The following is a 13,968-nucleotide window of genomic DNA, read 5'->3' on the forward strand; positions in this document are numbered from 1 at the left end:
CTCATCGTGGTGCGCACCTTCCGGTCGTCTGATCCACCAGGTCGACAGTGAGCGGCGTACCGTCGGCACCGTCGACCTTCAGTGCGATTCCGCACAGATAGAAGTTGAAGAACGACCCGTACGAGCCGACTCGGATCAGCTGCTTGTAGTTCGAGGGCATGGACGCGAGAATCCGATCGAGCTCACTTTGTTGCTCGATCAGCGGATTCAGGCTTGCGTCCAGCTTCGACAGGTTTCCCGCGATGTCCGGGCGAACTCCGGCGAGGAGATCGGCGAAGGTGCCTGATGCGGCGTTCACACTCTCGACGGCAGTCCCGATCATCTCCCGGTCCGCCGCGAGCCCGCTGACCAGCTGTTGTAGGTGATCGAGAGTGTCACTGAACTGACCACCGCGGCTGCGCAATTCGCTGAGCACACCGTCGAGGTTGCCGATCACTCGACCGATCAGTTGGTCGCGGTCTGCGAGAGTGTTCGTAATCGATCCGGTGTGCGCCAGCACCGATGCCACAGTTCCGGACTGGCCTTGAAACACCTCGAGCAAGGACATCGACAACGCGTTGACCTGCTCCGGGTCCAGGGCTTGAAACAGCGGCTTGAAACCACCGAGTAGCGCATCGAGGTCGAGTGCCGGTGCGGTGCGATCGACAGGGATGCTCTCGCCCTCCGGTTGCGGTTCCGCGATCCCCGGATCGTCGAGCAATTCGAGGTATCGATTACCCACCAGATCCTGATATCGAACAGCGGCTCTGGTCGATACGGTCACGGTGTCACCCGTATCCACACTGAAACTCACGTGGGCACGGTGATTCCCACCGAATTCGACGGAGCCGACAGAACCGACCGGCACACCGGCGATGCGCACCTTGTCGCCGGCTCTGAGCCCGGAGGCGTTGACGAACTCCGCCGAGTACGACCTCGCCTCGCCACCTCGCATCTGGCCGAACACGAGGATCAGCCCGGCGTTGACGAGGATCATCACCAGAACAAAAATTCCGAACTTGACGGTGTACCCACGAACTTTCATCGGATCTCCGTCCCGAACAGGTAGCTCATCAGATCCGGAACCGTGTTCATCGGTTGCCCACCATTCGGCTGACGCTCGGGCGCAAACGGATTCACCCCGGTATCGGTCACCAGGTACGGCGCATTGATGTTCGGGTCGCGCAGTGGAAGGCCCATACACTGCGGGCCACCGGTTGCCGCGACCTTCGGGAGGTCGTCGGGATATCGGTACGGTTCGGTTCCGGCGATCAGACCGATCGACATCTTGATTCCTGGTTGTCCGTTGTAGGCGCCGTCGCCGATCTTCTTGCTCTCCTGAAGTCCGTGGAACATGCAGGGAATCACCGGGGAGTATTCCTCGAGCAGTGCGGTGGTCGGCCGCAGTAACGACAGAACGGTGTCGATACCGTCGGCGTTTTCTCCCAGTACGTCTTCTCCGGTGCGGGCGACCCCGATCACGTTGAGCAAGAGGAGATCAAGATTCTGCTGCTCGTCGAGAACAGTGGTTCCCGTAGTCGTGAGCGAGTCGAGGGTGTCCATCAAGTCGAGAACAGCGTCGCGGTAGGTCTGCGTGACGGCTGGCAGGTCAGTCAACACGTGATCGAGAGCCTCACGTGCAGTGTTGAATTCGAGCAAGGAGGAATCTGCTTGTTCGAGTGCGACCCCGAGCCGTTCGCCGCGTCCTTGCAGAGCAGTCGAGAGGGCACCCAATGTCGAATCGAGTTTGCCCGGGTCCACCGTCCGGAGCACGGCGGTGAGTTTCTCGAACACCGTGTTCAGCTCGACAGTAACCCGGGATGCGTCGATCGTCGCCCCGGCGGCAAGTCGCGCGCTGCTCGGCTGCTCCGGCGAGGACAGGCTGACGAACTTCGCGCCGAAGGCCGTGTTCGACGTGATCGCCACATCCACGTTTGACGGAATCGATTCGAGCGCTTCGGGATCGATCGACAACGACAGTTGTGCGGTGGCGTCGTCAGTCGGCGTGATGGACTCCACCGAGCCCACGGTCACCCCGGCCATCTTCACCCGCGCGCCCGGATCCATCACGAGCCCCACGCGCTCCGCGATCACCGTGATCGGGACGCGAGCGACAAACACCTGGTTGAAAGACGCGACCGACAAAGCGATGACCCCGACGATCGCCGCAGCCAAGCCCAGAGCAGCCAACTTGTAGCCGTATCTGTGCACGCAGTCCCCCTAACCGGACAGATTGAAGTTGCCGGAACCGCCGTAGAGCGCGAGTGAGACGAGCAGGGTCACCGCCACGACGCAGATCAGCGAGAGCCGAACCCCGCGGCCCACTGCAGTTCCCACGCCCGACGGTCCCCCGGACGCGTTGTATCCGTAGTACGTGTGGATCAGCATCACCAGTAGTGCCATCACGAGCACTTGAACGAAGGACCATGCGACGTCGACCGGATCGAGGAACGTCGTGAAGTAGTGGTCGTAAAGACCGGAGGACTGACCGAACAGCACGACCGTGGTGAATCGTCCGGCCAGAAAAGATCCTACGAGCGCCAATGAGTACAGCGGCAAGATCGCGATCATCCCTGCGGTGACGCGGGTGCTGACGACGTACGGGACCGAACTGATCGCCATCGATTCGAGGGCGTCGATTTCCTCACTGATGCGCATGGCACCGATCTGCGCGGTCGAACCTGCGCCGATCGTGGCCGACAGGCCGATTCCCGCGATGACCGGCGCAGCGATACGAACATTGATGAAGGCGGAGAAGAATCCGGTGAGCGCTTCGACTCCGATATTTCCCAGTGAGCTGAAACCTTGGATCGCAATGGTGCCGCCCGAGGCGAGAGTCAAAAATCCTACGACCGCAACCGTGCCGCCGATCACTGCCAAAGCTCCGGTGCCCATGCTGATCTCGGCTACCAGCCTCAACACTTCTTTCGGGTGTTTGCGAATTGCCCACGGGATGTGAGCGATGGCGCGCGCGAAGAAGACAGCTTGTCGCCCGACGTCGTCGATCGAGCGTGACGTTCGAGCCACCCGCGCCCGCGTGCGTCCGAACTTGCCGATTTGTGCCAGCGAATCCGACAGCGTCACCTCGATCACCCCGCCGTCAATCGGATGCCGACCGCGGTGACGATGGTGTTGACGACGAACAACGCCATGAATGCGTACACCACCGTTTCGTTGACGGCCTCCCCCACGCCTTTCGGCCCACCCCGTACCGACAGTCCGCGATAGCAGGCCACCAATCCCGCCAGCATCCCGAACAGTGCAGCTTTGACCATCGACAACGCCACCTCGGGCAGGCCGGTCAGCAACGTGATTCCCTCGACGAAGGCGCCAGGGTTCACGCCCTGGAGAAACACCGAGAAGGCGTAACCGCCGGCGATGCCGATGACGCAGACGAGTCCGTTGAGCAGCAAAGCCACCACGGTCGACGCGACCACCCGAGGAATCACCAGCCGAGTGATCGGATCGATCCCGAGCACCTCCATGGCGTCGATCTCTTCACGAATCGTTCTCGATCCCAGATCGGCGGCGATGGCAGTCGCGCCCGCACCTGCCACGATCAGCACCGTCACCACCGGACCGACCTGAGTCACGGCGCCGAGCGCGGCCCCGGCGCCGCTGAGGTCGGCGGCACCGATCTCACGGAGCAGGATGTTGAGCGTGAAACTCACCAGGACCGTGAACGGCACGGCCACCAATACGGTCGGCACGATCGACACCCGGGCGATCATCCAACTCTGCTCGAGAAACTCCTGCACCTGAAAGCGGGTGCGGAACAAGCCCACTGCGACATCGGCGCCCATCCGGTAGAACTGGCCGAGTTCGCGCATCGGGCCCGCAAGTGCAACTCTTCCGCTGTACACGTCAATGCCCCGAAGGACATGACGTGGAGTTGCCGTAGTCGACCTTGAATTCCTTGATCCCGTTGAGCCAACCGGACGAGAGCCTGCTCGGATCGCCGAGCTTGCTGATGTCGGGCATGTGATCGGCGATCTTGCCGAAGATCAGATCGACCTCCATTCTGGCCAGGTTGGCGCCGACGCAGTAGTGCGGCCCGGTTCCTCCGAACGCGAGGTGCGGGTTCGGGTCTCGGGTGATGTCGAAGACGTCGGGGTTCCCGAAGACGGTTTCGTCGAAGTTCGCCGAGCCGTAGAGCAGTACGACGCGCTGCCCCTTCGCAATCGCAGTGCCGGCAATCTGTGTGTCCACCACTGCTGTTCGTTGCATCGACGTCAGTGGCGAAGCCCAGCGGATGATCTCGTCCGCGGCGGTGCGCGGACGCTCGCGCTTGTACAGTTCCCACTGATCCGGATGCTCGAGAAATGCCATCATGCCGAGTGTCGTTGCGTTTCGCGTCGTTTCGTTGCCCGCGACAGCCAACATGATGACGAAGAAACCGAACTGTTCCGGGGTGAGTTTCTGCCCGTCGATGTCGGCATGCACCAAGCGCGAGATGATGTCGTCGAGCGGTTCCTCCCGTCTCGCCTCAGCCAGTTGATAGGCGTAGCCCAATATCTGCGCCGACGCCATCCGAGACTCGCCGGCGAGTGACTCGTCGTCGTATCCCGTCATCTGATTCGACCATTCGTACAGCTGACGGCGCCCGTCCTGCGGTACACCGATCAGCTCCGAGATCGCCTGCATGGGTAACTCGCTGGCGACCTGGCTGACAAAATCACCGCTACCTTCCGCCACGGCAGCCGACGCTATGTCTTCTGCCCGCGCTTCCAACCCGGCCCGCATCGCTTCCACCGACCGCGGAGTGAACAAGCGTGCCACCAACTTGCGCAGCTGTGTGTGCTCAGGGGCGTCCTTGTTGATGAGGACGTGTTTTGTCGCCTCCAACTCCTCCGCCGAGATGTTGTCTTCATGCCGCGGAATGCAGCCGTTGACGTTGCTCGAGAACTCCTCGCTGCGCAACGAGACGTCGCGGACGTCTGCGTGGCGGGAGACAACCCAACAACCACCGTCGTGAAATCCGCCGGTACCCGGTTCCTGGGCGTTCCACCAGACCGGAGCGCATCGTCGTAGTTCGGCGAACTCGGCAAGCGGGACGCGCTCGCCGTACAGATGTGGGTCGGTCACGTCGAACCCGTCGGGAAGGTCGATCTCAGGCATTGCAGATGCTCCTTTACGGATGGGTGCCGGGTGCCGGGTGTTGCGTGTGAGCGCTAGTCGATCCGGTGGACCGGGTCGCTGTTCTGTGAGAACTCCTTGGCCCAGCGGTAGTCCGGCTTGCCGCTCGGCGCTCGAACGACCTCGTCGGCGATCCAGAAGGAACGCGGAATCTTGTAGCCGGCGAGGTGACTGCGGGCGTGCTTCTCGATGGATTCGAAATCCGGTTCCACACCGTCGCGGATGCGAAGCACTGCCGCCACCCGATTGCCCCACCGCTCGTCCGGAACACCGATCACTGTCGCGTCGTAGATGTCGGGATGGGCCTTCACCACGGCTTCGACTTCTTCCACGAAGACCTTCTCGCCGCCGGTGTTGACCACCATGTTTCCCCGTCCGAGGAGGGTGACCGAGCCGTCGTCCTCGATCCGCGCCCGGTCTCCGGTCACCACTGCCCGTGCGCCGTTCACCTCGCGGAATATCTCGGCCGACTTCACCGGATCCTTGTAGTAGCCGAGTGGAACGTTTCCGAGTTTCGCCAGCCATCCTTCGGCGCCCGAGCCCGGCTCCAACACACGGTTGTCGTCGTCGACGACGACCGTGAATCTGTTGGCACCCACTTTGGGTCCGCCACGCTGCTCGAGCCCTTTGGTTGCGAATCCGATTCCGCCGAAGCCTGTTTCGGACGATCCAACCGAATCGGAGATCATCAGATTCGGAAAGACGTCGAAGAACGCATCTTTGACCGATCCGGAGAAGAGCGCAGCGCCAGAGGCGAGCACAGCCAGGCTCGACCCATCCGGTTGCAATTCGTGATGGGCTTCGACCAGTGGACGGCCCATGGCGTCGCCGGTGATGACCATGACCTGCGGCCGATACTCGGCGACGACTTTCCAGACCTGCGCCGCATCGAACTTCGGTTCGAAGATGACGGTGTTTCCGGAGAACAGAGCGTTGAACGTCGGCATCAGTGCCGAGGTGTGGATCAGCGGTGGAAGCATGCACCACCGCATCGGTTCGGCTGCCGCGGCGCCACCGCGCGACTGCTGGTACTCGTCGGCGATCGGCTCACCCGAATAGAAGTCGTAACCGCCGGCCAACACGCGCCAGATGTCTTCCTGCCGCCAGACGACGCCTTTCGGTCGTCCGGTTGTTCCGCCGGTGTAGAGAACGTAGACGTCGTCGCCGGAACGCTCGGGAAAAGCATGTTCACCTACGCGCAGCGGGGATTGGTTGCCGAGCGCATCCTCGTACGCCACTGCCCCCGGAATCGACGGTTCGTTCCCGAGAGCGAGTTCGTCCGCCACCTCGATCACGTACTTGACCCGCGGCGCGGACACCAACGCCTCGGCAACCCGCTCAGCGAAACCACGATGGAAAACCAACGCCGTGAGATCCGCGTTCTCGTACAGGTAAACCAATTCGTCGCTCGTGTAGCGGTAGTTCACCGTGATGGGAACGCCGCGGATCTTGAAGGCCGCGAGGACAGCAACCATCGCCTCGATCGAGTTGTGCAGTTGAATACCGATGTGCGAACCGACACCTAACCCGACGGACTGGAAGTAATGCGCCAATCGGTTGGCCCGCTCGTCGAGCTCACGGTATGTCACCTCGTCGCCGGAAACGATCAGCGCGAGGCGATCGGGCATCGCATCGACGGAATGCTCGAACAGGTCTGCAAACGTGTACGCCATAGGTTGAGTCCTTCGGGTTCGGCCGGTCAGACGACGAAGAGAGGCAAGGGGATTCCGCGATCTTCGAATACGAATGCCGCGCCGGTACTGACCTTCGTGATGGCGACTTCGACGCATTCCGGAGCGGGAGCTTCGGTGATGTCGACGGCCAGAAGAAGCCCCGCGGCATCTTCGGCCACCACTCTCACGGTGAAGTGCGGATTCACGCCGCGGACCAAAGCTTGGAGAGGATCGAGGTGCTCGCTGCCGAGCAAGGTCGGCCAACCGCCGTCTCGGTCGACAAGAGCTTCTCGCGAGATCCGCAGCTCCAGAGCACCGCCGTCCTGTCGAATCTCGCTCTCCACATACTGCTTCGGATTCAGCAAGGGATGCACGGACAGGACCAATGCCAACGATTCCAGCGTCGAAGGAAGCCCGAGCGCATCTCGAATACGCTGTGCCGCAACTCCCGCGATTCCGGTCAATTGCTTTCGCGTGATCTCGCGAGCCTTGTCTTCGTCGGCACGGCGGCGAACCGCTGCCAGAAAGCCCAACGCCAACAGATGATGCTGCACGCAGATCTCCTCTGCGATACGAACCAAGGCTGATCGCGAGAAGTCGGAAAACCTCAGGTCGGACAACAACGGACCCGAGTAGTCCGCCCTACCGTCCCCACCGTGATCGATCGGGCTCAGCTCGACCGTCACCGCGGCGGTGCGTCCGATCTGCTCGGTGTGCGCGGTCATCACGGGAGGCGTGTGCGACGGGTCGATGGACACGGTCCAGGCGCAGTGCGGATGTCGGTCGGCGGGCCTGCGCGGTGGTCGGTGAATCGGCCGGATCTGGGCGCGCGGGTTGGTCGCGATGGCCGTTGCATCGAAAGTCGGATCCTCGATGTCGTGACACATCGAGGTCACGAACTCATCGCCCAACGGCTCGACGTCCATGAGTGCTCCGCAATGGTCGAGCCAGAATTCACCGTGCAGCGGATCGTCGACCCGGTATCGGAAGTCCATGAACTGTGGAGGAGCGCCGATGTCGAGTTGTAATCCTTTGAAGATCGTCACGACGTCGTCGCCCTCGTATCCGAGAGCCTTCTGCATGCGGCGGGTGTACCAGGGGCTGGCCGACTCCCACTCCTCGACGGCCACCTGTGCCATACCCTCGCGTCCGAATTCGACGATCAGATGCGCCATGCCCGAGCGATCGATCAGCTGCCCGCACAGGAGCAACTCGGGCACCAGCACGGCAAGGTCGCGCTGCGAGAGTGCCTCGAAGGAATCGCGCACCGACATCGGACTCACCACAGCGAAACCGGCGCGGTGCCCACCGGATACCAGCCCGGTAGCGGGTCGCCCGAGATCGATCGCTGGATCCGGCCCTGCATCCCCTTCGAGAGAGCGTTGTTGCCGATCATCTCCATGAACAGTGCCGACACGTTCCCGAAGTCGAAGAAGTCACGCTGCCACGACCATTGGAAATCCCCGCCGTAGCGGAACCAACTACCACCGATACCGTAGACGGAGTAGTTGCTACCGTCCTCACGCTTGGCATCGGAAATCTGCTTCCACAAGCCGATCACGTTTCCGCTACGGTCGTCGATCACAAAGTCTTGATACGGATACTCCCAGCCTTCGAGGCCCTTCATCTCGAGACCGAGCGCGACTTCGCGAATCTCCTCGCGCCCCACCGCCATGAAATCCTGCTTGGGGCCGTAGTTCCACCCGTACGTGGCGTCCTCGGTATACATGTCCGCCAACGGTTTCCAATCGCCGGCGGCTTCGGCCTTTTTGTTCGCCTCGATCCAGCGTTGGACCATCTCGTCGAGCTCTGCGCGGTCGAAACCCGTCATCTGAACTTCCTCCCTCGAGCACATGAATTCGCTGCAATCAATCGACAATTCTCAGGGCGCCGGTCGGGCAGTACCTGACCGCCATCTCGGCTTCACCGCGGAGCGACTCGGGTGGGTCCGAGTCCAGAAGACTGACCTTCCCCCGCTTCGGGACGACAAAGATCTCCGGTGCCTCCAGCTCACACGCCGCATGGCCTTGGCACAGGTCGAGGTCGACTTCGACGTGCATGATCACCCCTCACGCCCGGGACGTGTTCGGCGCCGGTACCTCACCGCGCACGGCTGCTGCAACTGGACGACCATCTTGCTGTGGTCGTTTCGGTAGGATTCCGACGGCTGCGCCATCTCGAACTCGAAGTCCCGCAGCAGGATCGAGAAGATCGCTTTGAGCTGCATCTGGGCGAACGCAGCGCCGACGCAGCGATGCCGGCCGGCTCCGAACGGAATCCACGTCCAGCGGTTGACGATGTCCTCTTGATTCGGGTCGATGTACCTCCCGGGATCGAAGGTGTCCGGCCGGGGAAAGTCCTCGGCGATTCGATTGGAGATCGCGGGTGTCGCGGCGACAAGATGGCCCTCTCGGATCTCGAAGCCGCCCACTTCGAAATCTCCACGTGCCACCCGCAACAGGATGATCAACGGCGGATGCAGTCGAAGGGTTTCCTTGACCACAGCCTCGAGAACCGGAATCTGGCGCAGGGCATGAAAACTGATGTCGGCGCCGTCGGAGTACAGATTGTCGAGTTCGTCGACGACGTCCGTCATGGTGTCGGGATGCCGCAACATCTCGATCAGCGACCACGCTGCCGTGCCGGAAGTCGTATGGTGGCCGGCGAACATCATCGAGATGAAGATTCCGGTGATCTCGTCGGCACTGAACCGGAGGTCGCCGTTCTCGTCCTTGACCGAGACCAACACGTCCAACATGTCGCGGTCATCCTTGCCATGCGGAGGATTCGCGATGCGCCCGTTCATGATGTCCTGTACCAGAGCGACCAACGCCAACCGGGCCTCGTCGCGGCGGCGGAAACTATCGATCGGCGCGTACGGATCCACGAAAGCCAATGCATCCGTTCCCTGTTCGAGCTCGTGATACAGCTTGGCGAAGCTATCATCCAGTTCGTCGCGGAACTTCTTGCCGATCAGGCACGCCGACGAGGTATAGATGGTCAGCTCGGCGAAGAAGTCGAGCAGATCGATCTCGCCTTCGTCTCCCCACTGCGCGACCATCGCCTCGACTTCGCGGCCGATCGTGGCGGCGTGCCCGCGCATCTGTTCGCCGCGCAGAGCCGAGTTGTGCAGCATCTCTTTACGCCGCTCCGGGCTGGCGTCGAAGACGACGCCTTCACCGAATATCGGCTTCATGAAGGGGTAAGCCGCTTGTTGGTCGAGATCCTCGTCGGTGGAGCGGAAGAAGAACTCGTTTGCCTCGGCTCCGGACAGCAAGATCACTGTGCGGTCGGCAAGTTGAAAGGCGCCGACGTCACCACATTCCTCACGCACCCGGCGCATGAGCGCTATCGGGTCGGTTCGCAGTTCCTCGAGATGCCCGTGCGGGAGATCCCCGCCGGACACCCGCGGCGGCTCTGGCAGTGTTCGCGACGTCTCTTGCACTCCGTGCGTCATGTCGTCTCCTGTGAGTTCGCAGTGGGAAGTTTGTCCAGTGGCGCCTCGGGCTGAACTTCGACGAGCACGATGTGTGCTCCTCGCGGCGCCGACACAACGGCGACGATGGCATTGGCGATGTCCGAGGCGCGCAGAAAGTAACCATGGCGGGCGAACCCCCACTTGCTCCACGATTCCCCGACCGGTCCGATGATCTCCGGCGTCGTGTCCATCCCCATGCCGGTCAGTGTCGGCCCGGGTCGCACGATCGACGCGCGAATGCCTGTTCCCTCGAGCTCCATTCGCATCTGACGCCCCATTGCCTCGAGCCCGGCCTTCGCTGCGTCGTACGCACCCATGAGTGGACGCTGGCGCTCGGCACAATCCGAGCCGATCAGTACGAAGTCACCGCGCTGTCGTTGCCTCATACCGGGGAGAACACGATGCGCCAATCGCTGCGCACCGACGAGGTGAACTTGGATCTGCCGTAGAAACGCCTCAGGATTCATCTCGTCCGCAGCCCCGAATTCGAGGTCTCCGGCACCGGAGACGACGATTTCCGCGGGGCCGTGGACTGCCTCTGCGGCCGAGACGAACCCGTCGACCGAATCACCGTCCGTGACGTCGAGGAAGTGGGCGAACGCTTCACCACCGTTGCTGCGGATCTTCTCGGCGATGGCTTCGCATTCGGCGACTCGACGCGCACCGAGTGCAACCGGATGCCCGAGTTCGGCCAGGGCATACGCGGTGGCTGTGCCGATTCCCGACGACGCACCACTGATCAGTGCCGGCCGGCGAACAGGATTGGGTTCGAAACGAGGCATCAGCGCACCTGCACTTTCACCGGCAGGGCCGCAAAGCCCCGGACATTTGTCGAATGAACACGCTCGATTCCGGACTCGACGACTTCGTAGTCGCTGACCCGACGCCCGAACTCCGCCAGGGCGATCTTGGCTTCGAGCTTGGCAAGGTGGGCACCGAGGCAGAAGTGCACGCCACCACCGAAACTCGCGAGTTTGCCCGACGAACTCCGGCCGATCTGGAAGCTGTCGGCATCGTCGAAGACGTCGGCGTCTCGGTTGGCCGATCCGATCAGGAGCAGGACCTTCTCCCCCGCCGGAATCGTGCGCCCGTGGTATTCGAGGTCGACAACCGAAGTCCGAGCCACGATCTGACTCGACGTGTCGTAGCGAAGAGTCTCTTCCACCCATTCCGAGGCTCGTTCGGGATCGTCGAGGACCGGTGCGATCTGCTCCCGGTGGTGCGAACCCCAGTACAGAGCGTTTCCGAGAAGCTTGGTCGTGGTCTCGTTTCCGGCCACGACCATCAGAAACATGAATCCGAGGATCTCCTGGTCCGAAAGCTTGTCTCCGTCGATCTCGGCGTCGAGCAAGGCCGAGGTCAGATCGTCCGTCCGCGATCGGCGACGCTGCGCGATCATCTCCTTGTAGTAGCCCATCAAACTGATCGAAGCCTCCACCGCAGGTTGCGGCACGTCGAGAACACCCGCCTCTCGATGCACCACCAGATCCGCCTTGCGCCGCAGTTCGGCTCGGTCGGGTTCGGGGACACCCATGAGTTCGGAGATGACGTCCATCGGCAGCTTTCCCGCCACCTCCGTAATCCAGTCGAACTCCCCCGCGCCCAGCGCGGGTATCAGATGTTGCTTCGTCAGTTCGAGTATCCGGCCGTCGAGCTCCGCAACACGCCGCGGTGTGAATCCGCGAGAAACCAACTGGCGCAACCGCATATGGCGGGGATCATCCATAGCGAGAAACGACATCACATAATGCGCGTGTGGACCGTAGGCTGCGGGGTCGAGTGATACTCCGTTTGCGCTCGACAGACGCTTGTTGTCCTTGAATCCGTCGACCACGTCCGCATATCGCGACAATGCCCAAAATCCCACGTCCGGATTGTGATACAGGGGTGATTCTTCGCGCAGACGCTTGTACGTCGGATACGGATCGTCGTGAAAGTGGTAGTCGTACGGATTGAAGACCACCGGATCGATCAAAGCTTCTGTCATGATTTCTCCAGGATCAGTAGAGCTGAGGCCTCGAGGCGTCCAGCGATTTGCGCGTAGGTTCCGTAGCCGATCCCTGCCCGCAGAAGCGCCCCGGCATAAAGCATTTCGAGCGCTTCCAACACTTCGGGTTCGCCATTCGGATCCAACGCCGAGGCGAGTCGTTGATGGATCTCGAGCCCGATCCGGCCGCGAAGATGTTCCACTTCAGGGTCGGATCCGAGCAGTGCATTGGTCACGGCGGCCGATACCTCCGGTTCGTCCGCGAGAAGCAGCGCGATATTTCGAAGTACAGACAGCACGTGCGCGGTGCGATCCAACCCTGAGCCATCAGGCGCCGACGAGTTCTGAAGTCTTCGCCAGAAAACCTCTGCGACGAGATGCTCCTTGGACGCGAAATACGTGTAGGCGGTCGCAGTTCCTACACCCGCTTCGGCCGCAACCGAACGGACAGTCAGCCCGGAAAACTCTTGTTTGCGTAGAACTTTCACTGTTGCTTCGGCAAGCCTGGCCACAGTTTCCGCCTGTTTGCCCGTGAGGCGCCTGCGAGTGGATTCGTAGACAATCGATCCCCCGCCACTTGAATCGCCCCGTTTGCTGGACACGTGTCTGGACGTTACTACAGCGTCCTGTCCAGGGCAACGAAATGGGGAAACTTGGAGAATTCACCACGAACAGGCAGCAGCGACGCGAAAAGTTCTACTACAGACCGATCTTCATCCCGGCACCAGCGTCCACGCGCAGTTGCTGGCCGGTGACGAATCGCGACTCGTCCGAGGACAGGTACACGACTGCATGCGAGATGTCCGCGGGTTCGACCCACGGGATCGGCATCGCCTGCATGAACGGGAACGTCACAGCCGCATCCTCGGCGGTCGGATTCTCGAGGTCGGGACGGAACGTCCGGTACATCGGCATGCTCTGCAACATGTCGGTGTTCACATTGGTCGGATGAATCGCGTTGACGCGAATGGAACTCGGCCCGAGGGTCAGCGCCAACGAACTGGTGTAGGCCTGAATCAGCTTCTTGGCCAGGCCGTATCCGTCGCCACCCGGACCCTGGAGCGCCTGTTGCCCGTTGAATCCGGTCTGCGGCACCAGACCGGCAACAGAGCCGATCGCGATGATCGAACCCCCTTCGCCGAGGTATTCCATCGACGCGTGCACTGTATTGATGACACCGAGAAAGTTCACATCGAAGGCGTCGACGAAACCGGCGGTCGACACGTGTTTGCCCAGCGGACAGATACCGGCGTTCGCCACGACGACATGCAATCCGCCCAACTGCCCTACCGCCTCGGCAAGTGCTGTTTCGAGTCCGGCGCGATCACGGACGTCGACACGCGCCGTCACCACCTGCTGCCCGGCCTCTTTCACCAGGCGAGCGGTTTCCTCCAGATCGGCTGGACTGGCGAGCGGGTATTCGTTGCTGGCGATGTCTGCGCACAGATCGAAGGCGATGATGTGCGCGCCCTCCTCCGCGAGACGGACGGCGTGACTGCGCCCCTGACCTCGAGCAGCGCCGGTCACCAACACCACTTTTCCGTCAACTCTGTTCATTTCGACCTCTCTCCTGTGGATGTGAAGACGTGGTTGTGAATGTGCGGTGAACCGTAGCGGCGCCGCACCGGACACGAGGCGCTTTTCGTCGAAGCAGATCCGAGACCCTCTCAAGACCGCTGGGCTCTCGAAATCTCTTATGCCCCAAAAACCATTGC

General features: G+C 61.8%; 14 protein-coding genes. All 14 read right to left on the reverse strand.

What is annotated here, in order from left to right; genetic code table 11:
* Position 1: 1 nt before the first annotated feature.
* Complete coding sequence (locus ASU23_RS06030) at positions 2–1,024, reverse strand: MCE family protein (RefSeq protein WP_058037530.1); 1,023 nt, start codon at positions 1,022–1,024, stop codon at positions 2–4.
* Positions 1,021–2,190, reverse strand: a complete 1,170-nt coding sequence (locus tag ASU23_RS06035; RefSeq protein WP_054782099.1) for an MCE family protein — start codon at positions 2,188–2,190, stop codon at positions 1,021–1,023. Before ASU23_RS06035 ends, ASU23_RS06030 begins: the two co-directional genes overlap by 4 nt.
* A gap of 9 nt (positions 2,191–2,199) precedes the next feature.
* Positions 2,200–3,072, reverse strand: coding sequence for an ABC transporter permease (locus ASU23_RS06040; protein ID WP_003944051.1), 873 nt, complete (start codon positions 3,070–3,072; stop codon positions 2,200–2,202).
* A complete protein-coding gene (locus ASU23_RS06045) occupies positions 3,069–3,782 on the reverse strand; it encodes an ABC transporter permease (protein ID WP_007728660.1) in 714 nt (237 codons plus the stop codon). Before ASU23_RS06045 ends, ASU23_RS06040 begins: the two co-directional genes overlap by 4 nt.
* A 61-nt stretch (positions 3,783–3,843) precedes the next feature.
* The gene (locus tag ASU23_RS06050) at positions 3,844–5,097 is read right to left on the reverse strand and encodes a cytochrome P450 (RefSeq protein ID WP_030536770.1); all 1,254 of its coding nucleotides are present in this window, start codon (positions 5,095–5,097) and stop codon (positions 3,844–3,846) included.
* Between the two features lie 53 nt (positions 5,098–5,150).
* Positions 5,151–6,788: an acyl-CoA synthetase gene (locus tag ASU23_RS06055; RefSeq protein ID WP_058037531.1), complete on the reverse strand. Its 1,638-nt coding sequence runs from the start codon at positions 6,786–6,788 to the stop codon at positions 5,151–5,153.
* Between the two features lie 26 nt (positions 6,789–6,814).
* The gene (locus ASU23_RS06060; protein WP_087503877.1) at positions 6,815–8,062 is read right to left on the reverse strand and encodes a hypothetical protein; all 1,248 of its coding nucleotides are present in this window, start codon (positions 8,060–8,062) and stop codon (positions 6,815–6,817) included.
* A 5-nt stretch (positions 8,063–8,067) separates the two neighbouring features.
* On the reverse strand, positions 8,068–8,619 hold the full coding sequence (locus ASU23_RS06065) for a hypothetical protein (RefSeq protein ID WP_007728648.1): 552 nt from the start codon (positions 8,617–8,619) through the stop codon (positions 8,068–8,070).
* A gap of 37 nt (positions 8,620–8,656) precedes the next feature.
* Positions 8,657–8,848, reverse strand: a complete 192-nt coding sequence (locus tag ASU23_RS06070) for a ferredoxin (protein ID WP_020907945.1) — start codon at positions 8,846–8,848, stop codon at positions 8,657–8,659.
* Between the two features lie 2 nt (positions 8,849–8,850).
* Positions 8,851–10,245, reverse strand: a complete 1,395-nt coding sequence (locus ASU23_RS06075) for a cytochrome P450 (RefSeq protein ID WP_058037532.1) — start codon at positions 10,243–10,245, stop codon at positions 8,851–8,853.
* Positions 10,242–11,048, reverse strand: a complete 807-nt coding sequence (locus tag ASU23_RS06080) for an SDR family oxidoreductase (protein ID WP_003944110.1) — start codon at positions 11,046–11,048, stop codon at positions 10,242–10,244. The genes ASU23_RS06075 and ASU23_RS06080 overlap by 4 nt, the downstream gene beginning before the upstream one ends.
* Positions 11,048–12,253 carry a cytochrome P450 gene (locus ASU23_RS06085; RefSeq protein WP_003944019.1) on the reverse strand — a complete coding sequence of 402 codons (1,206 nt, stop codon included), beginning with the start codon at positions 12,251–12,253 and terminating at the stop codon, positions 11,048–11,050. Before ASU23_RS06085 ends, ASU23_RS06080 begins: the two co-directional genes overlap by 1 nt.
* A complete protein-coding gene (locus ASU23_RS06090; protein ID WP_024487471.1) occupies positions 12,250–12,816 on the reverse strand; it encodes a TetR/AcrR family transcriptional regulator in 567 nt (188 codons plus the stop codon). Before ASU23_RS06090 ends, ASU23_RS06085 begins: the two co-directional genes overlap by 4 nt.
* A gap of 136 nt (positions 12,817–12,952) precedes the next feature.
* Complete coding sequence (locus ASU23_RS06095) at positions 12,953–13,810, reverse strand: mycofactocin-coupled SDR family oxidoreductase (RefSeq protein ID WP_058037533.1); 858 nt, start codon at positions 13,808–13,810, stop codon at positions 12,953–12,955.
* Between the last annotated feature and the right edge of the window lie 158 nt (positions 13,811–13,968).

Origin of the sequence: Rhodococcus sp. KB6 (assembly GCF_001445685.1) — a bacterium.
GTDB classification, from domain to species: domain Bacteria; phylum Actinomycetota; class Actinomycetes; order Mycobacteriales; family Mycobacteriaceae; genus Rhodococcus_F; species Rhodococcus_F qingshengii.

Excerpts from the sequence above, each read along its gene's own strand:
- ASU23_RS06030 (WP_058037530.1), bottom strand. The coding sequence starts at position 1,024 with ATGAAAGTTCGTGGGTACACCGTCAAGTTCGGAATTTTTGTTCTGGTG.
- ASU23_RS06045 (WP_007728660.1), bottom strand. The coding sequence starts at position 3,782 with ATGGGCGCCGATGTCGCAGTGGGCTTGTTCCGCACCCGCTTTCAGGTG.
- ASU23_RS06050 (WP_030536770.1), bottom strand. The coding sequence starts at position 5,097 with ATGCCTGAGATCGACCTTCCCGACGGGTTCGACGTGACCGACCCACAT.
- ASU23_RS06055 (WP_058037531.1), bottom strand. The coding sequence starts at position 6,788 with ATGGCGTACACGTTTGCAGACCTGTTCGAGCATTCCGTCGATGCGATG.
- ASU23_RS06060 (WP_087503877.1), bottom strand. The coding sequence starts at position 8,062 with ATGTCGGTGCGCGATTCCTTCGAGGCACTCTCGCAGCGCGACCTTGCC.
- ASU23_RS06065 (WP_007728648.1), bottom strand. The coding sequence starts at position 8,619 with ATGACGGGTTTCGACCGCGCAGAGCTCGACGAGATGGTCCAACGCTGG.
- ASU23_RS06070 (WP_020907945.1), bottom strand. The coding sequence starts at position 8,848 with ATGCACGTCGAAGTCGACCTCGACCTGTGCCAAGGCCATGCGGCGTGT.
- ASU23_RS06075 (WP_058037532.1), bottom strand. The coding sequence starts at position 10,245 with ATGACGCACGGAGTGCAAGAGACGTCGCGAACACTGCCAGAGCCGCCG.
- ASU23_RS06080 (WP_003944110.1), bottom strand. The coding sequence starts at position 11,048 with ATGCCTCGTTTCGAACCCAATCCTGTTCGCCGGCCGGCACTGATCAGT.
- ASU23_RS06085 (WP_003944019.1), bottom strand. The coding sequence starts at position 12,253 with ATGACAGAAGCTTTGATCGATCCGGTGGTCTTCAATCCGTACGACTAC.
- ASU23_RS06095 (WP_058037533.1), bottom strand. The coding sequence starts at position 13,810 with ATGAACAGAGTTGACGGAAAAGTGGTGTTGGTGACCGGCGCTGCTCGA.